Below are 21,326 nucleotides of genomic sequence, written 5' to 3' on the forward strand. Positions count from 1 at the left end.
GTGACCGCCACCGCCACCCGCCCGGCCGTCCGCACGCCGCGGCTCCTCGCCGCGAAGGCCGGGGTCTGGGTCCTCCTCCTGATCGGCGCCGCCTTCGCGGGGCTGCCGATCGTCTGGATGGCCGCCAGCTCGTTCAAGTCGAACACCGAGATCTTCGAGTACCCGCCCCGGCTGATCACCGACACGTTCTCGTTCTCGGCCTACGCCGGGATCCTGGGCGACCCGACCAAGGTCCGCTTCTTCATCAACAGCTACGTCGTCGCCCTCGCGGTCGTCGGGCTGACGCTGGTGGTCGCGATCCTCGCCTCCTACGCCTTCAGCCGGTACGAGTTCCGCTTCAAGCGGCCGATCAACATCATCATCGTCAGCGTGCAGGCGGTGCCGCCGATCACCCTGCTGATCCCGTTCTTCGGCCTGATGGTGACGCTGCGGCTCTACAACACCTACCAGGGCCTGATCCTCACCTACCTGGTCTTCACGCTGCCCTACGCGATCATCATGCTGACCGGCTACTTCAACACCCTCCCCCGCGATCTCGACGAGGCCGCGCGGATGGACGGGGCCGGCCCGATGACCGTGCTCTGGCGGATCCTCGTGCCGATCGCGATCCCCGGGATCGTCTCGGTCGGCGTCTACACCTTCATGATCGCGTGGAACGAGTACCTCTTCGCGCTCACCCTGACCCGCACCGACGACATGCGCACGGTGCCGATCGGCATCCAGCTGCTGATGGGCCAGAACTCCTACGAGTGGAACGAGATGATGGCGATGAGCATCCTCGGATGCGTTCCCGTCCTCCTCCTCTTCCTCTTCTTCCAGCGGTACTTCATCGGCGGCATGACCGCCGGGGCCGTCAAGAGCTGAGGCGCGCGTCCGCGCGTCCGGAACACCACCACCACGAGAAGGACAGTCAGAGAATGCTTGTTTCCGGAAAAGACCTGCTCGACGTCGCCAATGCGAACGGCTTCGCCGTCCCGGCGTTCAACGTCAGCGACTACGCCATGATGAACGGCCTGTTCGAGATCAGCGAGGAGAAGGACTCGCCGCTGCTCATCGCGATCCACCCCGACGAGCTGAGCCACACCGGAGTGGACATCCTGCACGCGATCATCGCCCGCGCCCACCGCTCCAGCGTCCCCGTGACGATCCACCTCGACCACGGCGCCACCTACGAGCAGGTCCTGCTCGCGATCAAGTCGGGCTTCACCTCCGTCATGATCGACGGCTCGATGCTCCCCTACGACGAGAACGTCGCGATCACCAAGCGCGTCGTCGACGCCGCGCACGCCGTCGGTGTCTCGGTCGAGGGCGAGCTGGGCACGATCGGCAAGACCGACAACGAGGCGGAGGACGGTGCCGCGAACATCATCTACACCGAGCCCGACGAGGCGGTCGACTTCGTCTCCTCCACCGGCGTCGACAGCCTGGCGATCGCCATCGGCACCAGCCACGGCCTGTACCCGGCCTCGATGAAGCCGGCGCTCAAGCTCGACCTGCTGGCCGAGATCAAGAAGCGCGTCGCCGTGCCGCTGGTCCTGCACGGCGGCTCGAACAACCCGGACGCCGAGATCGCCGAGTCGGTGAAGCGCGGAGTGAACAAGATCAACATCTCCAGCGACATCAAGGCCTCGTACCACAACAAGATGCGGGAGGTGCTCGCCGACCCCTCGGTCCGCGAGCCGAACACCATCCAGCCGCCCTCCATCGCCGCGATGAAGGAGACGGCCGCGCAGAAGATCGACCTGTTCGGCTCCGCCGGCAAGGCCGAGCTCTACTAGGCCCGCGGAACACCGGAGAGCAGCGCGGTGAACGAGAGGATCGTGCTCGGACTGGGCGGGACCGTCGACTACGAGATCGACTGGGACGACGACGTCGTCCAGGCGCTCGCGGAGGAGTACGGGATCCGCGCGGACGAGCTGACGAGGACGGCGCCGGTGACCACCGAGCGCGACCTCGTCGTGGCGCTCCTCGCGTTCCTCGCCGACGGTGCGGGAGGGGAGAGATTCGCCTCCTCCTCCCGCATCGTCGAGGAGTTCGCGCAGCGCTTCCCCCGCCGCATCACCCTCGGCGGAACGGGCGTGCGGGCCGGCTACGCCCTCGCCGTGCACGGCCTCGCCGCCGTGCAGCACCTGGTGAGCATCGACGACCACGTCCGCCGGCTCCTGCCCGCGGGCACCGAGTACGTCTCGAGCGCGACCGCGGACAGCACCGACCCGCACCTGATCGTGCAGTTCCCCCGCGGCGCCCGGGTCCGGCTCGGCGACCGCCTGCTGGTGGCTCCGCATCCGAACCGGGTGATCTTCGCGAACGACCCGCCCAACCGGGAGCTGCTGCTGGCCGAGGAGCTCGGCGGCGTGCTGGCGGACGCGGGCGTCTTCCTGGTCTCCGGCTTCAACAGCATCCAGGACGAGGCGGTGCTGGCGGACCGGCTCGAGACGCTGAAGCGGCACCTCGCCGCGCTTCCCGCCGACGCGGACGTGATCTACGAGGACGCCGGGTTCCACCTGCCCGTGCTGCAGGACCGGGCCCGCGCGGCCCTGCTCGGCTGCGTCGACGTCGTGAGCATGAACGAGGACGAGCTGCAGGCGCTGCTCGGTCACCGGCTCGACCTGCTCGCCCCCGACGCGGTCGTCGAGGCGCTCTCGGCCGCCGCGACGCTGCTCCCCGGCCCGGTGCTCGTGGTGCACACCCGGCACTGGTCGGCCGCCGTCGGAGCGGAGGCCGAGCGGTTCCGCGCGGCGCTCCTCGGCGGCGTGACGATGGCGAGCACCCGCTACCTGCTCGGGGACGGGATCACCGCTGCGGACTACGACCGCGTCGCGCAGCTGCCCGCGCAGACCGGCGGAGTCGCGGTCTGCGCGGCGGTCGCGGCTCGACTGCCGGCCGTCTGCACCCCCGGCCTCGTGCTCGAGACCGACCACCCCACCACGATCGGCCTCGGCGACACCTTCGCCGGCGGCTTCGTCTCAGCGCTGGTTCGCCACCGCGCCTGACCGGAGGCGAGACGTGACGAAGGCCCCGCACCCCGCGAGAGAGCGGGGCCGGGGCCTTCGTCGTGTGGCGGTGGATCAGCGGCGCTTGGACTGCGCGCGGCGCTCCTGGCGGTTGTTCGGCGTCTCGTCGTCCGAGGCGGGCGTCTGCTGGCCGAAGGCGCCGGTGGTCGAGGCATCCTCCGCGTCCTGCGGGCGCGCCTCGCGGGCGGCCGCGGCGCTGGCCTTGGCCGTCGCCGCCTGCTGCACGCGGCCGCGCTGATCGCGGACCTCGACGCCGCCGGAGTCGCTCGGCGCGGAGTAGCTGAGCTTCTCGACCGGGGCGACCGGCTCGGACAGGCCCTTCGCGGCGACGCCGGCGACCTCGCCCTGCTTCTGGGTGACCTCGACCTCGAGGTTGAAGAGGAAGCCGACGGTCTCCTCGCGGATCTGGCCCATCATCTGCTGGAACAGCGTGAAGCCCTCGCGCTGGTACTCGACCAGCGGGTCGCGCTGGGCCATCGCGCGCAGGCCGATGCCGTCCTTGAGGTAGTCCATCTCGTAGAGGTGGTCGCGCCAGCGGCGGTCGATGACCGACAGCACCACGCGGCGCTCGAGCTCGCGCATCGCGGGCGCGCCCAGCTGCTCCTCGCGGCCCTGGTAGGCGAGCTTCGCGTCCGAGAGGATCTCGCGGCGCATGAACTCCTTGTTGATGCGCCCGCGGCTGCCCGCCTCCTGCACGACCTCGTCGATCGTCAGGCTGACCGGGTAGAGCGTCTTGAGCTCGGTCCACAGGGCGTCGAAGTCCCAGTCGTCGCCGTTGCCGTCGCCGGTGTGCACCTCGAGGATCTCGTCGATCACGTCGACGAGGAACTTCTGGGTCCGCTCGTGCAGGTCGTCGCCCTCGAGGATGTGACGGCGGTCGGAGTAGATCGCCTCGCGCTGGCGGTTGAGCACGTCGTCGTACTTGAGGACGTTCTTGCGGATCTCGGCGTTGCGCGCCTCGACCTGGGACTGCGCGCTGCGGATGGCGCGCGAGACGACCTTCGACTCGATCGCCATGTCGTCCGGCACGTTGCCGCGGCCCATCAGAGCCTCCGCGGCACCGGAGTTGAACAGGCGCATCAGGTCGTCGGTGAGCGAGAGGTAGAAGCGGCTCTCGCCCGGGTCGCCCTGGCGACCGGAGCGGCCTCGGAGCTGGTTGTCGATGCGGCGCGACTCGTGGCGCTCGGTCCCGAGCACGTAGAGGCCGCCGGCGGCCTGCACCTTCTCGGCCTCCTCGCCGACCTTCGCCTTGACGCCGGCGAAGACGTCGTCCCACGCCGCCTCGTAGTCGTCCGGGGTGTCGACGGGGCTGAGGCCCTTCGTCGACATCTCGGTCACCGCGAGGAACTCGGCGTTGCCGCCGAGCATGATGTCGGTGCCGCGGCCGGCCATGTTGGTCGCGACGGTGACGGCGCCGAGTCGGCCCGCCTGCGCGACGATCGCGGCCTCGCGCGCGTGGTTCTTGGCGTTGAGCACCTCGTGGCGCACGCCCTTCTTGGCGAGCAGGCGGGAGAGGTACTCGCTCTTCTCGACGCTGGTCGTGCCGACGAGGACGGGCTGGCCCGCCGCGTGGCGCTCGACGATGTCCTCGACGACCTGCTCGAACTTGACCTGCTCGTTCTTGTAGACGAGGTCGGCGTTGTCGATCCGTTGCATCTTGCGGTTGGTCGGGATCGAGACCACGCCGAGCTTGTAGGTCGACATGAACTCGGCGGCCTCGGTCTCGGCCGTTCCGGTCATGCCGGAGAGCTTGGCGTAGAGGCGGAAGTAGTTCTGCAGCGTGACGGTGGCGAGGGTCTGGTTCTCGGCCTTGACCTGCACGCCCTCCTTCGCCTCGATCGCCTGGTGGATGCCCTCGTTGTAGCGGCGGCCGGCCAGGATGCGACCGGTGTGCTCGTCGACGATCATCACCTCGCCGTTGAGGACGACGTAGTCCTTGTCCTTCTTGAACAGGGCCCGGGCCTTGATCGAGTTGTTGAGGAACGAGATCAGCGGGGTGTTCGCCGACTCGTAGAGGTTGTCGATGCCGAGGTAGTCCTCGACCTTCTCGATGCCGGGCTCGAGGACGCCGACGGTGCGCTTCTTCTCGTCGACCTCGTAGTCCTCGCCCTCGATGAGGCGCTTGGCGAGGTTCGCGAACTCGGCGAACCAGCGGTTGGCCTCGCCCGAGGCCGGCCCGGAGATGATCAGCGGCGTGCGCGCCTCGTCGATGAGGATCGAGTCGACCTCGTCGACGACGGCGAAGAAGTGGCCGCGCTGCACCATGTCCTTGGCCTGCCAGGCCATGTTGTCGCGGAGGTAGTCGAAGCCGAACTCGTTGTTCGTGCCGTAGGTGATGTCGGCCGCGTACTGCTCGCGGCGCTGCTCGGGGGTCTGGCCGGCGAGGATGACGCCGGTCGTCATGCCCAGGGCGCGGAAGACGCGGCCCATCAGCTCGGACTGGTAGTTCGCGAGGAAGTCGTTGACCGTGACGATGTGCACGCCGCGGCTGGCGATGGCGTTGAGGTAGGCCGGCAGGGTCGCGACGAGGGTCTTGCCCTCTCCGGTCTTCATCTCGGCGATGTTGCCGAGGTGCAGCGCGGCGCCGCCCATCAGCTGGACGTCGAAGTGGCGGAGGCCGAGCGTGCGGCGGGACGCCTCGCGGACGGCGGCGAACGCCTCCGGCAGCAGGTCGTCGAGCGACTCGCCGTTCGAGTAGCGCTCGCGCAGCTCGACGGTCTCGTTCTTCAGCTCCTCGTCGCTGAGGTGCGTGAAGTCCTCTTCGAGGGCGTTGACGGCTTTCGCGTAGTTCTCGAGGCGGCGGAGGACCCGGCCCTCCCCGACGCGAAGGACCTTTTCGAGAACTGAGGCCACGGGGTACTCCAAAACGTAGAAGACAGGTGCCCGACGGCACGGCGCGGACGCAACCACACTAGCCGGGGCGGGCTGTGCGCGGTCCGACAGCGCGCGAAGAGCCCCCGGAGGCGTGTCACCGGGGGCTCCTCGTCAGGCGGGTCGGACGATCAGACCGCGGCCTGCTCCGGCACGGCGTCCGCCTCGTCGCCGAGGCCGATCACGCCGTAGTCCCAGCCCTTGCGGCGGTAGACGACGCTCGGGCGGTCGGTGTCCGCGTCGATGAAGAGGTAGAAGTCGTGGCCGACCAGCTCCATGTAGTCGACGGCGTCGTCGACGCTCATCGAGACGGAGGGGAAGACCTTCTTGCGGATGACGACGGGGCAGTACGGCTCCTCCGCGTCGCTCTCGTCCGCGGCGACGGGCTCCGGGGCGGCCTCCTCCTGCACGGGGATCACGCCCGTGCTCAGGCGCTCCAGCACGGCGGCGTCGGCCGGCTGGATCGCGACGACGCTGAAGTCGTCGGCGGCCGCGTCGCGCAGCGAGGTCGGCCGATGCTGGCCCCGATGCACCTTCTTCCGGTCCTTGGCGCGCCGCACCCGTTCGAGCAGGCGCCCGAGGGCCACGTCGAAGGCGGCGTACTTGTCGGCTCCGCTCGCCTCGGCCCGCACCACGGGCCCCTTGCCGATCAGCGTGAGCTCGACCCGGTCGCCGGCGGCGGCGCCCTTGCCCTCGCTGTGCCGGCTCGCCTTGATCTCGAGCGCGAGCGCCCGGTCGGCGAGGTGGGCGATCTTCTCCGACTTCTCCGTCGCGTAGGCGCGGAAGCGATCGGTGATGCCCATGTTGCGGCCTGTGATGTCGATGTCCATGACAACCTCCCAGTCGAGTACGGCGTGCCGCCTTTCTCCGGGCGGACCGTTCACGCCGTCCCCCGAGCGTAGACCCGTGGTCCCCCGATCGTCATCGGGAGTTCATCAGGAAGACGCGCTCCCCCGGTGCCGCGTGCCGGCCAGCGCCGCCGCGCCGCGCACTGCTCCCCCGGCGGCGCGGACGGCGCGCCGCAGCTCCAGCAGCGTCGCTCCGGAGGTGACCACGTCGTCGACGAGGAGGACCGGCTCGACGCCGTCCATCGCCCGCCTGGCGCGGAACGCCCCGTCGAGATTCGCGCTCCGCTCCGCCCGGCCGAGGCCGACCTGGTCGCGGGCGAGGCGGGTGCGCGCCAGGGGCCGCTCGAGGCGCCCGCCGGCCGAGCGCACCAGCAGCTCCAGCGGGTCGAGGCCTCGGCGCAGGCGGCGCGACCAGGAGCCGGGCGGGCCGACCAGCGCCGCCGGTGCGCCGTCGAGGGCCCGCAGCAGCGCCGGCCGCAGCAGCGCGCCGAGCGGGCGCACCGCGGCCACCCGGCCCTCCTCCTTCAGCCCGAGGAGCAGGCGCCGAGTCACGCCGGAGTAGGGCGCGCCGACGACCACGTCGAGCGGATCGCCGGCCGGGCCGAGGCGGCGGACCGTGCAGTGCGCCTCCGCGGCGAGCGCACGGGCGCAGTCCGGGCAGGGCGTGCGGGTGGCGGGCAGGCCGCAGGCCGGGCAGTCCGCCGGCAGCAGCACGGCGAGGGCGTCGAGCAGGTGATCGCGCAGCATCGGGAGAGTGTGCCCCGGACTACGACCCCATGCCGGTCTGTGTCGCGAGGAGCCGGATGTCCGTCGCGACCGTCTGCCACGCGGAGCCGCGCTGCTGCCGCAGCTCCCCGCCCTCGGCGAGGATCCGGATCTGCGTCGAGGCGTTGCCCGCCGCGATCTGCACGGTGCCGGTCGTCGTGCCGAGCGCGGTGTCCCCTCCGCCGAGCTGGTTCATCGTGACGGTGTCCTCGCCGGTGGAGCCGCGCACGACGGAGACGACGTCGAGCTCGTCGGTCCACGCGGCCGCGACCGCGGTGCCGAGAGTCGAGCGGAGCACGACCGGCTCGCCGACCGCGACCGGATCGCCGTTCGACGAGCGGGTGATGCCGGCGACCAGCACGGTGGCCTGCTGCCCGTCCTGCGCCAGGGCGAGGACCCGCGTGCCGTCGCGCGAGAGCGCGAGGGAGGCGATCGACTCGATGCCGGGCCACGCCGTGGCGACCTGGAGCGAGCGCGAGCCGTCCGAGGAGTAGGCGACGAGCTGGCCGGGCGAGGCCGAGGGCACCGACCAGACGTAGCCGAACGGGTCGATCCCGGGGGCGGCGAGGCCGGAGCGGGCGTCGAGCAGCACGTCGTCGGCACCCGGGGTGATCAGGGAGACGCCGGCCGAGGTGAGGACCGCCGCGGAGGCGCTGGAGTCGGCGCCGCGCTGCTCGCCCAGGACCGCGGCGCGGGGGCCGATCGCGGCGATCCGGTCGGACACGGCCGTCTCCGCGAGGCCCGAGGAGCCGAGGAAGCCGAAGGCCCCGTCCGTGAGGACGAGCGGGCGGGTGTCGACCCGCGGCGAGGTCGGCAGCCCGGTCACCTCGGTCGGGATCTCGATCGCGTTCTGCTGCACCGAGAGCGAGACGCCGGTGACGTTCGAGACGTTGGCGAGACTCCGGTTCAGCTGGAGGGCCATCCGGCGCCACTGCTGCGCGTCGGCCTCGAGGGCGGCCGAGTTCAGATCGACCACCGCGCGCTGCGCCTCGACCGGCACCGTCTCGGCGGCGAGCGCCGTTCCGGTGGGGAAGGCCGAGACGACCGCGGCGGAGTCGCGCAGCCAGGAGGTCGGCCCGCGCAGCAGCTCGGTGACGATCGTGGTGCTGGTGGAGCTGTCGGCGCGCGAGGCGAACCAGCGCAGATCCGGCACGAGGTAGGTGTAGCTGGGGTCGAAGAAGTAGAGCGCGTAGGTGGAGAAGACCTGCTCGAAGGTGGTCCGGTCGATCACGACGCCGCTCGGCGGCGCGCTGATCCGCCACTCGCCGTTCTCCTGCACGAAGCCGTAGTCGAGCTCGAGCGCGGCGGTGGTGGCGACCTCGGAGTAGACGCCGGTCGCGTCGACCTCGGCCACCGGCGTGATGGTCAGCGAGAGCGTTGAGGCGCTCGGCTGCGTCGAGGACCGCTGGCCCTCGTCCACGGTGACGTGCTCGCTCGGCGTCCAGTCGGCCCCGGTGGAGAGGAACTCGCGGGCGATCTTGTAGTTGTTCTGCGGGCTCGACGCGGCGTCGATGAAGCCGGTGAGGATCTCGGCCTGGTCGGCGCCCGCGGCCGGGCCCGAGGGGAGGAAGTCGTACTGCAGGTCCTGGGGCGCCGTGTCCGGCTGCCCGACGCCGACGTCGCCGCCGCGCGGGATGCCCGCGCAGCCGGCGAGGACGGCGAGCAGCAGCGCCGCCGCGACGACGGAGCGCAGCCGCCTCACTGCAGGGCCCCCTGCTCGGGCACGCCGCCGAGCGGCAACGGCGGCAGCGGCGGCAGGACGATGGGGCCGGTGAAGGCCTGCTCTCCTGCATCGACCGGGGGCAGCGGCAGCGGCGAGGCGTCGATCCGCTCGCCGCGCCGGCGCGGGATGGTGAGCCGGAAGCAGGCGCCGCGGTCGGGCATCGACCAGACCTGGAGCCAGCCGTGGTGCAGCGCTGTGTCCTCCTGCGCGATCGAGAGGCCGAGCCCGGTGCCGCCGAGCGTGCGCCGCCGCGACGGATCCGCGCGCCAGAACCGGTCGAACACGCGGACCACCTCCTCCGAGCTCATGCCGTGGCCGTAGTCGCGGACGGCGACCGCCACCGCCGTCGCGTTGCTGTCGACGGTGACGACGATCTCGCGCCCGTCGCCGTGCTCGATGGCGTTGCCGAGCAGGTTGCGGACGATCCGGCGGATCCGCCGGGCGTCCATGTCGGCGTCGAAGTAGCCGCCGGGGGCCGAGAGGGTGAGCACGGAGCCGTTCGCCTCGGCGATCCCGCGCATGCCGTCGATCTCCTCGCCGGCGAGCCGGACCAGGTTGACCGGCTCGAGCTCGAGCTCGGCCGAGCCGGCGTCGTGCCGCGAGATCTCGAGCAGATCGGCGAGGAGGCTCTCGAACCGGGCGATCTGCCCGTGCAGCAGCTCGACCGTCCGCTCGGCGACCGGCGGGAAGCCCTCGCGCTGGTCGTAGAGCACGTCGCCGGCGAGCTTCATCGTCGTGAGCGGGGTCCGCAGCTCGTGCGACACGTCCGAGACGAAGCGCTGCTGCACCAGGCTGAGCGTCGCGAGCTCGCTGATCTGCTCCTGGAGGCTGTCGGCCATGCCGTTGAAGGAGCGGGCGAGGGTCGCGATCACGTCCTGGCCCTTCTCCGGGATGCGCACGTCGAAGTCGCCCGCGGCGAGCCGCTGGCTGGTGTCGGCGGCCACGCGCACCGGGGCCACGACGATCCTGACGACGACCCAGCTGACCGCGCCGATCAGCAGGATCAGCAGGATGCCCGCGACGTTGAGCACCTGCTGGACGAACTGCAGCGTCCGCTCGGCGTCGGCGAGCGAGTAGCCGATGTAGAGCTCGTAGCGGCCGGCGGAGCTCGGCAGCTCGAGCGTCGAGCCGACGACGAGGCCCGGGAGCTGCTGACCGGACGTGCCGAGGGTGACCGACTGCCAGTACTGCCCGTCGGCGCCGGCCTGCACCCGCTCGCGCAGCGCGTCGCTGATGACGCCGTTCTGCAGCTCGCGGTTGTAGCTGTCCTGCGGGGCCAGCGAGGACGGCTCCTGGTCCGGCGCGCGGACGACGGCGATCAGCGCCGAGGAGGACGCGTCGCGGACGGCGGTGCGGACGGAGTTCATGACCTCCTCCATGTCCTGCCGGGTCGAGACCGTCGCCGCGTCGAGGTAGCCCTGGGCGGCGCGGGTGGCGCGCGAGGTGTCGCCGGTCACCTGGTTCAGCCGCGACTGGAAGAGGTTGTCGCTGATGCTGTAGGAGAGGTAGGCGCCGGTCGAGCCGATCGCGATGCCGCTCAGGAGGACCGTGATCGCCACGGCCCGGAACTGCAGCGAGCTCCGCCAGACGCGGAGCACCCGCCGCGGCAACTGCCGGACCGAGGGCCTCCGGAAGCGGCGGGCGAGGGCCATGTCAGGCGGGCAGCAAGGAGCCGGCGCGGTAGCCGACGCCGCGGACGGTCATCACGATCCGCGGGTCGTCCGGGTCCTTCTCGACCTTCGCGCGCAGCCGCTGCACGTGCACGTTCACCAGCCGGGTGTCGGCCTTGTAGTGGTAGCCCCAGACCTGCTCGAGCAGCATCTCGCGAGTGAAGACCTGCTGCGGCTTGGAGGCGAGGGCGAGGAGGAGGTCGAACTCGAGCGGCGTCAGGCCGATCCGGGTCTCGCCCCGGCGGACCTCGTGACCGGCGACGTCGAGGCTGAGATCGCCGACCTGCAGCACGGCGTTGGCGGCGACCTGCGAGGGCCGCAGGCGGGTCTTGATCCGCGCGACGAGCTCCTTCGGGTCGAACGGCTTGACCATGTAGTCGTCGGCGCCGGACTCGAGGCCCTGCACCACGTCGGAGGTGTCGGACTTGGCGGTCAGCATGATGATCGGGACGCCCGACTCGGCGCGCACCTGACGGCAGACCTCGATGCCGTCGATCCCCGGCAGCATCAGGTCGAGCAGCACCAGGTCCGGGCGGGAGCGGCGGAAGGCCTCGAGAGCGCCCGTGCCGTCGGCGCAGAAGGAGACGTCCCACTCCTCGGCACGCAGGACGATGCCGATCATCTCGGCCAGGGCCGCGTCGTCGTCGACCACCAGGATTCGCGCGCTCATGGGCCCCAGGCTAACCGACGCGACCGTGAGCGCGGCCGGGCGCGGAACGCCGGGGCCGGGCGGGGCTGTGACAGCATGGGAGGGATGACCGACGCAGCTCAGTGGCCGCCGCCCGCAGGGGCTCCGGAGGACGAGCGCGCGCCCGTCGCGCCGGTCTCCCCCACCGGCTGGTCGCCGGCCGCTCCGGTCTCCCCCGCCGGCTGGTCGCCGGGTGCCGGCCCGTTCGGCCCGCCCGCCGCGCTCGGCTGGACTCCCCCGCCCAAGCCGGGGCTGGTGCCGCTGCGCCCGCTCGGCTTCGGCACCCTGCTCGGCGCTCCCTTCGCCGTGCTCCGCCGCAGCCCGCGGACCACCCTCGGCGTCGCGCTGCTCGTGCAGGGCGTCGGCTCGGTGCTCGCGCTCGTGCTCTTCGGCGTGATCGCGCTCCTCGCGGCCGGGCGGATCGCGCAGGCCGACGACGCCGATCGCGACACGGTCGGCGCGGGGTCGTTCGCGATCGTCGTGCTCGCCACGCTGATCCCGCTCGCGGTGACCCTGGCCACCGGCGCGCTCGTGCAGGGCGTCGTGGTGCTGGAGGTGTCCCGCGCCGTGCTCGGCGAACGGCCGACGCTGCGACGGCTGCTCGGGCGGCTCCGCGGGCGGTTCTGGGCGCTCGTGGGCTGGACGGTGCTGCAGGGCATCGGCGTCCTGGTGCTGGTGCTCGCCGCGGCGGCACTCTCGGTGCCGCTCTTCCTCCTCGGTGCGCAGGACGCCGGGACGAGCGCCGTCATCGGCGGGATCCTCGTCCTCGTCCTCGCCGGTCTCGCCGCGACGGCCGTCGGGGTCTGGCTCGGGACGAAGCTGGCCCTGGTGCCGAGCCTGCTCGTGATCGAGCGGCTCCCGCTCCGTCGCGCGATGGCGCGCTCGTGGCGGCTCGTGGCGGGCGGCTTCTGGCGCACCTTCGGCGCGCTCGCGCTGATGGCGGTCATCATCCAGGTGGCGGGCCAGGTCGTCTCGACGCCGCTCAGCCTCCTGCTCCCGATCGGCGCGGGGCTGCTCGCGCCGACCGATCCGAACGCGCAGATCGGCGTCTCCGCGCTGGTCGCGCTGCTCTCCCTCGCCGTCGGCCTCGTCGTCGGCGCGGTCGGCACCGTGCTGCAGTCGGCCGTGACGGGGCTGATCTACCTCGACCGCCGGATGCGGCGCGAGGGCTTCGACCTCCTCCTGCTCCGCCACGTCGAGGACCGCGCCGCCGGCCGCGACTCGCCCGACCCCTTCCCCGCGCCGGAGCGGGCACCGCGGTGATCGCCGCCGCGCTCCTCGGCCTCCGCGCCGCGCCGCTCGACCCGGACGCGCAGGAGGCGCGCCGGCTGCTGCTCGAGGAGCTGGCGGACCCGCGCTACCGCGCCGCCGAGCCGAGCCTGTTCGACCGCGTGGTGCAGGCGATCCGCGACTGGTTCGCCTCGCTGACCCTCCCGGGCGACGGCGCGGGCGTGCCGCTCGCCGCCGTCATCGGGGTGCTCGTCGTCGTGGTGCTCGTGGTGGTGGCCCTGGTGATCGCCGGGCGGCCGCGGCTGCGCCGGCGCAGCGCCGTCACCGGAGCCGTCCTGGCCGCGGACGACGGCCGCTCGGCCGACGAGCTGCGCGCCCTCGCCGAGGCGGCCGCGGCGCGCGGCGCCTGGGACGAGGCCCTGGTCGAGCGGTTCCGCGCCCTCGTCCGCGGCCTAGACGAGCGCACGGTGCTGACCGTCTCGCCGGGGACGACGGCGCACGGCTTCTCGCAGCGCGCCGCCGCCGCCTTCCCCGCCTCGGCCGGGGCTCTGCGGCGCACGGCCGACGACTTCGACCGCGTGCGCTACCTCGGGCTGCCCTGCGACCGCGCGGACTACGAGCGGGTGGCCGAGCTGGACCGCGCGCTCGCGGCCGCCGTCCCGCGCCTCGACGCCTCGGCCGACCCGCTCGCGGTGCTCGGCACCGGCCGATGAGCGCGCCGGCCGGGCCCGCCGTCGACGCGGGCGGCAGCGGCACCGTCTCGACGCCGACGCTGGGAGCGCTGCTGCGCCGCGGCCGGATCTGGGCGCTGCTCGCGGCGATCGTCGCCCTCGGCACGCTCCTGCTGACCGTCGCGACCGGCTCCCAAGTGGCCGCGCCGGCCCTCGACGCCGACAGCGCCGCGCCGGACGGGGCGCGCGCCGTCGCCCAGGTCCTGCGCGAGCAGGGCGTCGAGGTGCTGCGCGCGGACTCCCTCGACGAGGCCCTGGACGCTCTCGACCCCGGCTCCACCCTGCTCGTCGACGACCCGGGGTCGGCCCTCGACGCCGAGCAGTACACCCGGCTCGCCCGCGCTGCGGACGCCGTCGTGCTCATCGCGCCCACGGGAGCGGCGCTCGAGGCGCTGCTGCCCGGGGTCGCCTTCGCGGGGGCGCCGCAGGACAGCGGTGTGCTCGCCGCGGACTGCGCGGTGCCGGCGGCCGAGCGGGCCGAGGGGATCCCGGCCGGCGGCAGCACGTTCCGGATCCTCGAGGGCGGCGCCGAGGGCTGCTTCCCGGCCGGCGACGACGCCTTCGCGCTCGTGGTCGACGACTCCGGAGCGACGAGGGTCGCGGCCGTCGGCGACGCCGGCCTCCTGCGCAACAGCACGATCGCCGAGGAGGGTCGCGCCGCGCTGGCCCTCGGGCTGCTCGGCTCCGAGGACCGCCTGGTCTGGTACCGCGCCGGCGCGGGCGACGCGGTCGGCACGAGCGTCGATCCGGCCGATCTGGCGCCGGGCTGGGTGACCCCGGCGCTGCTCCTGCTCGTCGGGGTGTTCCTCGCCTCGGCCGTCTGGCGCGGCCGGCGCTTCGGCCCGCTCGCCGTCGAGCCGCTCCCCGTCGTCGTGCACGCGAGCGAGACGGCGCGCGGCCGCGCCCGCCTCTACGCCCGCGGCGCCACCCGGGTGCGCGCGCTCGACGCGCTGCGCATCGGCACCCTGCACCGCGCCGCCGCGGTGCTGGGCCTCGCGCCGTCGAGCAGAGTGGACGAGGTCGTCGCGGCCGCCGCCGCCCGGCTCGAGCGCGACCCGGCCGCCCTCCGCCGCCTCCTCGTCGACGAGCAGCCGGCCGACGACGCCGCGCTGGTCGCCGCCTCCGACGAGCTCCTCCGCTTCGAGAGCGCGCTCCGCGCCGCCCTCGCGCCGCGCACGACCGACACCCGCACCGACCCGGAAGGCCCCCTCCGATGAGCGACTCCTCCCTCCCCCCGATCGCGGACGACGAGCTCCGCCGCGAGCTCGACCGCGTCCGCACCGAGGTCGGCCGCGCCGTCGTCGGCCAGGACGGCGCGGTCTCCGGGCTGCTGATCGCCCTGCTCGCCGGCGGTCACGTGCTGCTCGAGGGCGTCCCGGGCGTCGCCAAGACGCTGCTCGTGCGCGCCCTCTCGGTCTCGCTCGGCCTGGACACCCGTCGGGTGCAGTTCACGCCGGACCTGATGCCGGGCGACATCACCGGCTCGCTGGTCTACGACGCCTCCACCTCGGGCTTCGCCTTCCGCGAGGGCCCGGTCTTCACCAACCTGCTGCTCGCCGACGAGATCAACCGCACTCCGCCGAAGACGCAGGCGGCGCTGCTCGAGGCGATGGAGGAGCGCCAGGTCAGCGTCGACGGCCGCACCCTCCGCCTCCCCGACCCGTTCCTGGTCGCGGCGACCCAGAACCCGGTCGAGTACGAGGGCACGTACCTGCTGCCGGAGGCGCAGCTCGACCGCTTCCTGCTCAAGCTGGTGCTCGACGTGCCGCCGCGCGACGTGGAGGTCGAGGTGCTCGCTCGGCACGCGGCGGGCTTCGACCCGCGGGATCTGGCGGCCGCGGGCGTGCACCCCGTGCTCGACGCCGGGCGGCTCCGCGCGGCACAGGAGTCGGTCCGCCGGGTCGGCGCCGGCCCGGACGTGCTCGGCTACATGGTCGACCTCGCCCGGGCGACCCGGGAGAGCCCGAGCGTGAAGCTCGGCGTCAGCCCCCGCGGCTCGACGGCGCTGCTCGCGGCGAGCCGGGCCTGGGCCTGGCTGAACGGCTACGGCTCGATCACCCCGGACCACGTGCAGGCGATGGTGCTGCCCGTGCTCCGGCACCGGATGCAGCTCCAGCCCGAGGCGGAGCTCGAGGGCGTGCGCACGGAGGCCGTGCTCGGCGGCATCCTGCAGCAGGTCCGCGTCCCGGTCTGAGCCGTGCACCTCACCGGACGCTCCGTCCTCGTCCTCCTCGTCGGCCTGGTGCCGGTCGTCCTGCTCGGGCGCCGCGCCGAGGTCGCCTTCGCCGTGCTCGGGCTCTGGCTGCTGGTCTGGCTGGCGCTGGTGGGCGTCGACCTGGTGCTGGCCGGCTCGCCGCGCGCGGTGCTGCTGGAGCGGCGGACGCCCGACCGCGTGCGGCTGGGCGAGCGCGCGGAGGCGACGCTGCTGCTCACGAACACCGGGCGGCGCCGGATCACCGGCGTGGTGCGCGACGCCTGGGAGCCCTCGGCCGGCGCGCTCTCGACCCGTTCGCCGCTGCGGCTCCCGCCGGGCGAGCGCCGCGCCGTGCGCACCGTGCTCGAGCCGCGCCGCCGCGGCGAGCGCCGCGCGCTGCACGCGACGATCCGCTCGGACGGGGTGCTCGGGCTCGCCGGTCGCCAGGCGACGCTGCGCGCGCCCGCCGTCGTCCGGGTGCTGCCGCCGTTCCGCTCGCGGCGCCACCTGCCCTCGCGACTCGCCCGGCTCCGCGAGCTGGAGGGCCGGACGAGCGTGATGATCCGCGGTCAGGGCACCGAGTTCGACAGTCTGCGCGAGTACGTGCGCGGCGACGACGTCCGCTCGCTCGACTGGCGCGCCACCGCGCGACGCCGCGAGCCCGTCGTGCGCACCTGGCGCCCCGAGCGCGACCGCCGGGTCGTGATCGTGCTCGACTCCGGCCGCACCTCCGCCGCGCGGATCGACGACGAGCCGCGCCTGGACACGGCGATCGAGGCGTCGCTGCTGCTCGCCGCGCTGGCGGCCTCGGCCGGCGACCGCGTCGACGTCCTGGCGTTCGACCGCGCCCGCCGCGCCCGCGTGCACGGCGCGACGGGGACCGAGGTGCTCGGCCGCGTCGTCGACGCGCTCGCCCCGGTGCAGCCCCGGTTGATCGAGACCGACTGGTCGGCCGTGCCGGCGCAGGTGCGCGCGCTGGTGTCGCAGCGCTCGCTCGTCGTCCTGCTCACCGCGCTCGACTCGGTCGGCGCGTCGGAGGGGCTGCTCGCCGTCCTCCCGCAGCTGACCCGGCAGCACACCGTCGTCGTCGCCTGCGCGATCGACCCGGAGCTGACCCGGATGGCCGCCGATCGCAGTGACCGCGGCGCCGTCTACACCGCCGCGGCGGCCGAGCGCTCGCTCGCGGACGCCGACCGGCTCGCGGCCGCCGTGCGCCGGCTCGGCGGCGACGTGGTGCTCGGCAGCCCGGAGAAGCTGCCGCCGGCGCTGGCCGACCGCTACCTCGCGCTGAAGGCCACCGGGCGGCTCTGACCCCCGGCTCAGCCCTCGGCGATGCTGCGCGACCCCGCGTCGAACCGCGCGAGGTCGCCGGTCTCGCCCGCCAGCACGGCGCGCCGGCCGAGCACGAGGAAGTAGGCCACGAAAGCGCCGAGCGCGAGCGCGCCGATGCCGATCTTCAGCCACCACGGCCACGGCGCCGGCGTCACGAAGCCCTCGATCACGCCGGAGACGAGCAGAACGAAGACCAGGCCGATCGCGACGGTGAACAGGCTCCGCGCGTCCTCGGCGAGCGCCTGCCCCCGCGTGCGCGGACCGGGCGCGATCCAGGCCCAGAAGATCCGCAGGCCCGCCGCCGCCGCGACGAACACCGCCGTCAGCTCGAGCAGGCCGTGCGGAAGGATGTAGAGGAAGAAGGTGTCGCCCTCGCCGACGTGGAACATCACCGCGACCGAGGTGCCGAGGTTCTGCGCGTTCTGCAGCAGGACGTACGGCACGTAGACGCCGACGATGCCGAACGCGACGCACTGCGCCGCGATCCAGGCGTTGTTGGTCCAGACCTGGCCGGCGAACGAGGCGGCCGGGTTCTCGGAGTAGTAGTCGACGAAGTCCTCCTGCGCGAAGCGGCGCAGCTCCTCGTCGTCGCCGAGCGCCGCGAGCAGGCGCGGGTCGCCGAGGATCCAGACCGCGTAGAGCCCGGCGACCAGCACGGTCGCGAGGGCGACGGCGAGGGTCAGCCAGCGGATCCGGTACAGCGCCGCCGGGAGCGAGACGACGACGAAGCGGGCGACCGCGGCGAGCGGCTCCTCGCGCGTGCCGGTGAGCCTCCCCCGCGCCCGCGACAGCGAGACCGCCAGGCGCGTGCCGACGGCGGTGGAGCCCGCGGTCGACGAGATCGTGGCGAGGTCGGCGGAGGCGGACTGGTAGCGCTCGACGAGCTCGTCCGCCTCGTCACCGGTCAGCCGGCGCTTGCGCGAGAGCCGGTCGAGTCGGGTCCAGTGCGCGCTGCGCGCGGCCGAGAGAGCGTCGATGTCCATCGGCTGCGATGATAGCCGGGGCTCCCGATGCGCCGCGGCGGGGGCGGGAGGAGCAGCATGGCCGACGACGATCGCGACGGTGCCCGCTTCGACGACGTCGACGGCGCCGGCCTGATCACCGGCGAGGCGATCGCCCTCGAGATCCCCGTCACCTCCTTCGTGCTGCGCGCCGCCGGCGCGATCATCGACCTCGTCGCCGAGTTCCTGCTCGCCTTCGGCCTCTTCTACCTGGTCGCCGCGCTCGCCGGCGAGGGCGGACTCGACCCCGCGGCCGCGGCCGCCGTGGCGATCGCCGCGCTGGTCGTCTCGATCGTGCTCGTCCCCGTCGCCGTCGAGACCGCGACGCGGGGGCGCTCGCTCGGCAAGCTCGCCGTCGGCGCCCGCGTGGTGCGCGACGACGGCGGCGCGATCGGCTTCCGCCACGCGCTCATCCGCGGCCTCACCGGGGTGCTCGAGATCGTGATGACCGCGGGCGGGCTGGCCGCCGTGGTCGGCCTGCTCGCGCCGCTCGCGGCGGCTGGGCGATGCTCGCCGGCACGCACAGCCAGCTCGAGCGGGTCCCCGTCGAGACGACGACGAAGCGGGCGACCGCGGCGCCCCGCTCGCCGGCTGGGCCGCGACCGCGGACGTCGCCCGGCTGCCGGACGCGCTGGCGCGGCGCCTCGCGGCGTTCCTCCGCCAGCGCGGCGGGATGACCGAGCCGTCGCGGTCGCAGCTCGCCCGCTCGCTCGCGGAGGAGGCCGCCGCGTTCGTCTCCCCGCTGCCGGCCGCCCCCGCCGAGGACTTCCTCCTCGCCGTCGCGGCGCTGCGCCGCCTCCGCGAGGAGCGCGCGCTGCAGCTCGCCGACCAGCGGCTGGCCCGGCTCGCACCCGTGCTGGCGAGCGCGCCCCGCGGCTTCCCGGAGCGCGAGGGCGCTCAGCCCGCTGGCGGCTCGAGGTAGCGCACCGCCTGCCAGCCCCGGGGCACCAGGAGGCGGCGGTCGTGCTCCGCGCAGAGGTCGTAGCCGTGCGGATCGGGCTGCGGGCTGAGCGGGCCGACGGCGACGAGCGAGTCGCGGTAGTCGTAGGTGAGGGTGACGACCGCCGGGTCGCTGCATCCGGTGCGCGAGCACTGCCGTCGGTCCATCGCGCCCAGGGTAGCAACCGGGCCCGGATCGCCCACCCGCGGAGCGACGGGCCGCGGAGGAATAAGCTGGGTCAATGCCCCGCGCACGCCGTTCCACCGCTCGACAGGCGACCTCGGTGCGCGGCGGCTCCCGGGACCGGCACGGCCGGGGCATCCGCGGCGCCGTCACCGGCCCCCACCTGCCGCCGCTGCAGACCCGGGCCGATTTCTTCGAGACGACGATCGGCTCGGCCTTCGACTACCTGCGCGGCGCCTGGCCCGACGAGCTCGCCGGGATCCGCGTCGACCTCGCGTCGACGCCCGACGTCGATCCGGCCCGCCTCGAGGGCACCGGCATCGCGCGCTGGCGGGTCGACCACGCGGCCCGCCGCATCACGCTCTACCGCGTCCCGATCGAGCGGCTGGCCAAGCTGCACCACCGCGACGAGTGGCACCAGCGGATGATGATCGAGAGCTACGTCTTCCGCGCCGTCGCCGAGCTGCTCGGCCGCGACCCGTGGGACATCTCGCCGGACCGGTTCCGCGACCACTGAGCCCCGCCGGCGCGATCTGCGCTCGCTCGATCTCCGCTCGGCGGCATCTCGGCTCAGTGCGAGTAGACCGTCACCGGTGACGACAGCGGACCCGGCGGCACCACGGCGTAGGAGGCGATGCGCCCGTCGCGGGCGATCGAGACCGAGGCCTGCACGGGCTGATCGCTCGTGACGACCACCGAGTCGGAGCCGAGCTCGGCCGAGACCGAGCCGAACGGGCCGATGTCGAGCGTGCGGGTGCCTCCCGCCGATTCGAGCTGCACCGAGGCGGAGGAGTCGCTGCCGTTCGCCAGGTGCAGCAGGGCTCCCGGCTCGCCGGTGCTGCCCACACCGAAGGGCACCTCGGTCGCGGTGCCGGAGACGAACCAGGCGAAGTCGGTCCCTGCGGACCCGGTCGAGGTGGTCCGGCCGGCGGCGACGATCGGCTGGTCGGAGGTGAGGGTGATCCGGTAGGAGCCGTCCGCGAGTCCGGAGAGGGGCACCTCGCCGACACGGCCGGCCGGGACGACGACCTGGGTGGAGGTGCCGATCCCGCTCGGGTCCTCGTTCGCGACCTCGATCGAGACCGTGCTGTCGGCCTCGCCGGGCGCCAGGATGCGCAGGACGGGGCTGCCGTCACCGCCGGTGCCGTCGTCACCCGCCGTGTCCGCGGGCGAGGAGGTGACGGTGAAGCCGGAGACGACGGTGAGCGTGGCGGGGGCCGCGGCGGGCCCGGTCGTCTCGACGCCCTCGGGGGTGAGGCCGGAGATGGCGCTGCTCTGGATGCTCGCGGCGATCTCGCCGCCGCGAGCGGTCATCCGGACGACGGGCTGGATCACGTCGGGCGCGAGGCCGGCCAGCGGGAGGGCGCGGACGGTGCCGGCCGGGACGACGACGCCGGTCGCTCCGGTGGCGGAGACCTGGCCGTTCTCGCCGTAGAGCGCGAGGTCGACGGTCGCCGCGACCGCGCTGGCGTTCGCGAGCACGAGCACCGAGGTGCGGCCGACGTCGGTCGAGCCGGCGACCAGCCAGCTGTCGGCCGAGGGCTCGGCGCAGCCGACGGCCGAGAGCCCGGAGAGGTCCTCCGTCGCGAGGGACTGCGTGGTCACGCCGCCCGGAGTCGGATCGGACTCGGCCGGCACGTCGACGCTGCTGAGGCCCGTTCCCGGCGCGGCGATGTCCGCCTCGTCGAGGGCGGTCGGCTCGCCCGTCGAGTCCTGCGGCGCGATCGAGGTGGCGGAGCCGTCGATGGCGCGCAGCTCCTCGGGGTCGCCGGCGTCGATCAGGTCGCCGGCGCAGACGAGGGCGCCGTCGGCCGCCACGGGGGTGACGACGACGCCCTCCGCCGCGCGGGTGGCGACGGGCAGCGGGAGCAGCTGGGGCAGCACGACCGCGGCGACCGCGAGAGCGAGCCCGGCGACTCCCGCGGCGCCGCGGAGGGCGCTGCGGCGCCGGCGAGCGGCGGAGACCGTGCGGTCGCGCTTCGCCGGCTCCCGGCCGATCGTCCTCTGCTCGGCGGTGGTCGGCTCGGCGGCCGTCTGCTCGGCGGCCTTCCGCTCGGACGCCTTCTTCTCGGACGGCCGGCGCTCGGCGCGCCGCTCGGCGCGCGAGGGGCGAGGCGGGGGCTGCGTCATGCGCTT

Annotated in this window: 19 protein-coding genes and 1 pseudogene; 11 read left to right on the forward strand and 9 right to left on the reverse strand. The window is 73.8% G+C overall.

Features of this window, described 5'->3' with window-relative positions:
• Genes GSU72_RS13440 through GSU72_RS13450 form a run of 3 tightly spaced genes read left to right on the forward strand, consistent with a single transcriptional unit; the run spans nt 1 to nt 2,993 of the window.
• Nucleotides 1-864: a carbohydrate ABC transporter permease gene (locus tag GSU72_RS13440; protein WP_208545059.1), complete on the forward strand. Its 864-nt coding sequence runs from the start codon at nt 1-3 to the stop codon at nt 862-864.
• A gap of 53 nt (nt 865-917) precedes the next feature.
• Entirely contained in the window at nt 918-1,778 is an 861-nt protein-coding gene (locus GSU72_RS13445; RefSeq protein ID WP_159985517.1) for a ketose-bisphosphate aldolase, read from the forward strand.
• A 27-nt stretch (nt 1,779-1,805) separates the two neighbouring features.
• On the forward strand, nt 1,806-2,993 hold the full coding sequence (locus GSU72_RS13450; RefSeq protein ID WP_159985518.1) for an ADP-dependent glucokinase/phosphofructokinase: 1,188 nt from the start codon (nt 1,806-1,808) through the stop codon (nt 2,991-2,993).
• A gap of 75 nt (nt 2,994-3,068) precedes the next feature.
• On the opposite strand, the gene secA is transcribed toward GSU72_RS13450, so the two are convergent.
• The 6 genes from secA to mtrA form a co-directional block, all read right to left on the reverse strand.
• A complete protein-coding gene (secA, locus tag GSU72_RS13455; protein WP_159985519.1) occupies nt 3,069-5,867 on the reverse strand; it encodes a preprotein translocase subunit SecA in 2,799 nt (932 codons plus the stop codon).
• Nucleotides 5,868-6,016: 149 nt separating this feature from the next.
• Nucleotides 6,017-6,715 carry a ribosome-associated translation inhibitor RaiA gene (raiA, locus tag GSU72_RS13460; protein WP_159985520.1) on the reverse strand — a complete coding sequence of 233 codons (699 nt, stop codon included), beginning with the start codon at nt 6,713-6,715 and terminating at the stop codon, nt 6,017-6,019.
• A 105-nt stretch (nt 6,716-6,820) separates the two neighbouring features.
• Entirely contained in the window at nt 6,821-7,480 is a 660-nt protein-coding gene (locus GSU72_RS13465) for a ComF family protein (RefSeq protein ID WP_159985521.1), read from the reverse strand.
• 19 nt (nt 7,481-7,499) lie between these two features.
• Nucleotides 7,500-9,200, reverse strand: coding sequence for a GerMN domain-containing protein (locus GSU72_RS13470; RefSeq protein WP_159985522.1), 1,701 nt, complete (start codon nt 9,198-9,200; stop codon nt 7,500-7,502).
• Nucleotides 9,197-10,873 carry an MtrAB system histidine kinase MtrB gene (gene mtrB, locus GSU72_RS13475; protein ID WP_159985523.1) on the reverse strand — a complete coding sequence of 559 codons (1,677 nt, stop codon included), beginning with the start codon at nt 10,871-10,873 and terminating at the stop codon, nt 9,197-9,199. The genes GSU72_RS13470 and mtrB overlap by 4 nt, the downstream gene beginning before the upstream one ends.
• Nucleotide 10,874: 1 nt before the next feature.
• Nucleotides 10,875-11,561 carry an MtrAB system response regulator MtrA gene (gene mtrA, locus GSU72_RS13480; RefSeq protein ID WP_159985524.1) on the reverse strand — a complete coding sequence of 229 codons (687 nt, stop codon included), beginning with the start codon at nt 11,559-11,561 and terminating at the stop codon, nt 10,875-10,877.
• An 84-nt stretch (nt 11,562-11,645) separates the two neighbouring features.
• Here mtrA and GSU72_RS13485 point away from each other — a divergent pair, with 84 nt between their 5' ends.
• Genes GSU72_RS13485 through GSU72_RS13505 form a run of 5 tightly spaced genes read left to right on the forward strand, consistent with a single transcriptional unit; the run spans nt 11,646 to nt 17,045 of the window.
• The gene (locus tag GSU72_RS13485; protein WP_159985525.1) at nt 11,646-12,842 is read left to right on the forward strand and encodes a hypothetical protein; all 1,197 of its coding nucleotides are present in this window, start codon (nt 11,646-11,648) and stop codon (nt 12,840-12,842) included.
• On the forward strand, nt 12,839-13,522 hold the full coding sequence (locus tag GSU72_RS13490) for a DUF4129 domain-containing protein (RefSeq protein ID WP_159985526.1): 684 nt from the start codon (nt 12,839-12,841) through the stop codon (nt 13,520-13,522). The genes GSU72_RS13485 and GSU72_RS13490 overlap by 4 nt, the downstream gene beginning before the upstream one ends.
• On the forward strand, nt 13,519-14,757 hold the full coding sequence (locus GSU72_RS13495; RefSeq protein WP_159985527.1) for a DUF4350 domain-containing protein: 1,239 nt from the start codon (nt 13,519-13,521) through the stop codon (nt 14,755-14,757). The genes GSU72_RS13490 and GSU72_RS13495 overlap by 4 nt, the downstream gene beginning before the upstream one ends.
• Nucleotides 14,754-15,734 (forward strand): MoxR family ATPase, encoded by a 981-nt coding sequence (locus GSU72_RS13500; protein WP_159985528.1) that lies wholly within the window; start codon nt 14,754-14,756, stop codon nt 15,732-15,734. The genes GSU72_RS13495 and GSU72_RS13500 overlap by 4 nt, the downstream gene beginning before the upstream one ends.
• Nucleotides 15,735-15,737: 3 nt before the next feature.
• On the forward strand, nt 15,738-17,045 hold the full coding sequence (locus tag GSU72_RS13505; RefSeq protein ID WP_159985529.1) for a DUF58 domain-containing protein: 1,308 nt from the start codon (nt 15,738-15,740) through the stop codon (nt 17,043-17,045).
• An 8-nt stretch (nt 17,046-17,053) separates the two neighbouring features.
• Here the strand turns inward: GSU72_RS13505 and GSU72_RS13510 are convergent, their stop codons facing one another.
• On the reverse strand, nt 17,054-18,049 hold the full coding sequence (locus GSU72_RS13510; protein WP_159985530.1) for a stage II sporulation protein M: 996 nt from the start codon (nt 18,047-18,049) through the stop codon (nt 17,054-17,056).
• A gap of 57 nt (nt 18,050-18,106) precedes the next feature.
• On the opposite strand from GSU72_RS13510, the pseudogene GSU72_RS21620 reads away from it, so the two are divergent.
• Both GSU72_RS21620 and GSU72_RS21625 read left to right on the forward strand, forming a co-directional pair.
• Nucleotides 18,107-18,517: pseudogene (locus GSU72_RS21620) on the forward strand (RDD family protein); the annotation flags it as partial.
• A gap of 223 nt (nt 18,518-18,740) precedes the next feature.
• On the forward strand, nt 18,741-18,989 hold the full coding sequence (locus tag GSU72_RS21625; protein WP_244255816.1) for a hypothetical protein: 249 nt from the start codon (nt 18,741-18,743) through the stop codon (nt 18,987-18,989).
• Here the strand turns inward: GSU72_RS21625 and GSU72_RS13520 are convergent.
• Nucleotides 18,965-19,174 carry a DUF3499 family protein gene (locus GSU72_RS13520; protein WP_159985531.1) on the reverse strand — a complete coding sequence of 70 codons (210 nt, stop codon included), beginning with the start codon at nt 19,172-19,174 and terminating at the stop codon, nt 18,965-18,967. The two genes, GSU72_RS21625 and GSU72_RS13520, sit on opposite strands and share 25 nt — an antisense overlap.
• 74 nt (nt 19,175-19,248) lie before the next feature.
• Between GSU72_RS13520 and GSU72_RS13525 the strand changes: the two genes are divergently transcribed.
• Nucleotides 19,249-19,707, forward strand: a complete 459-nt coding sequence (locus tag GSU72_RS13525; RefSeq protein WP_159985532.1) for a metallopeptidase family protein — start codon at nt 19,249-19,251, stop codon at nt 19,705-19,707.
• A 53-nt stretch (nt 19,708-19,760) separates the two neighbouring features.
• Here GSU72_RS13525 and GSU72_RS13530 read toward each other — a convergent pair whose 3' ends face one another.
• Nucleotides 19,761-21,320, reverse strand: coding sequence for a DUF5719 family protein (locus GSU72_RS13530; RefSeq protein WP_159985533.1), 1,560 nt, complete (start codon nt 21,318-21,320; stop codon nt 19,761-19,763).
• Between the last annotated feature and the right edge of the window lie 6 nt (nt 21,321-21,326).

The sequence above is a fragment of the Rathayibacter sp. VKM Ac-2760 genome (genome assembly GCF_009834185.1).
GTDB lineage: Bacteria > Actinomycetota > Actinomycetes > Actinomycetales > Microbacteriaceae > Rathayibacter.

Coding starts and splice junctions, on each gene's coding strand:
- GSU72_RS13445 (WP_159985517.1), top strand. CDS start 918: ATGCTTGTTTCCGGAAAAGACCTGCTCGACGTCGCCAATGCGAACGGC.
- raiA (WP_159985520.1), bottom strand. CDS start 6,715: ATGGACATCGACATCACAGGCCGCAACATGGGCATCACCGATCGCTTC.
- GSU72_RS13465 (WP_159985521.1), bottom strand. CDS start 7,480: ATGCTGCGCGATCACCTGCTCGACGCCCTCGCCGTGCTGCTGCCGGCG.
- mtrB (WP_159985523.1), bottom strand. CDS start 10,873: ATGGCCCTCGCCCGCCGCTTCCGGAGGCCCTCGGTCCGGCAGTTGCCG.
- mtrA (WP_159985524.1), bottom strand. CDS start 11,561: ATGAGCGCGCGAATCCTGGTGGTCGACGACGACGCGGCCCTGGCCGAG.
- GSU72_RS13485 (WP_159985525.1), top strand. CDS start 11,646: ATGACCGACGCAGCTCAGTGGCCGCCGCCCGCAGGGGCTCCGGAGGAC.
- GSU72_RS13495 (WP_159985527.1), top strand. CDS start 13,519: ATGAGCGCGCCGGCCGGGCCCGCCGTCGACGCGGGCGGCAGCGGCACC.
- GSU72_RS13500 (WP_159985528.1), top strand. CDS start 14,754: ATGAGCGACTCCTCCCTCCCCCCGATCGCGGACGACGAGCTCCGCCGC.
- GSU72_RS13510 (WP_159985530.1), bottom strand. CDS start 18,049: ATGGACATCGACGCTCTCTCGGCCGCGCGCAGCGCGCACTGGACCCGA.
- GSU72_RS21625 (WP_244255816.1), top strand. CDS start 18,741: ATGACCGAGCCGTCGCGGTCGCAGCTCGCCCGCTCGCTCGCGGAGGAG.
- GSU72_RS13520 (WP_159985531.1), bottom strand. CDS start 19,174: ATGGACCGACGGCAGTGCTCGCGCACCGGATGCAGCGACCCGGCGGTC.
- GSU72_RS13525 (WP_159985532.1), top strand. CDS start 19,249: ATGCCCCGCGCACGCCGTTCCACCGCTCGACAGGCGACCTCGGTGCGC.
- GSU72_RS13530 (WP_159985533.1), bottom strand. CDS start 21,320: ATGACGCAGCCCCCGCCTCGCCCCTCGCGCGCCGAGCGGCGCGCCGAG.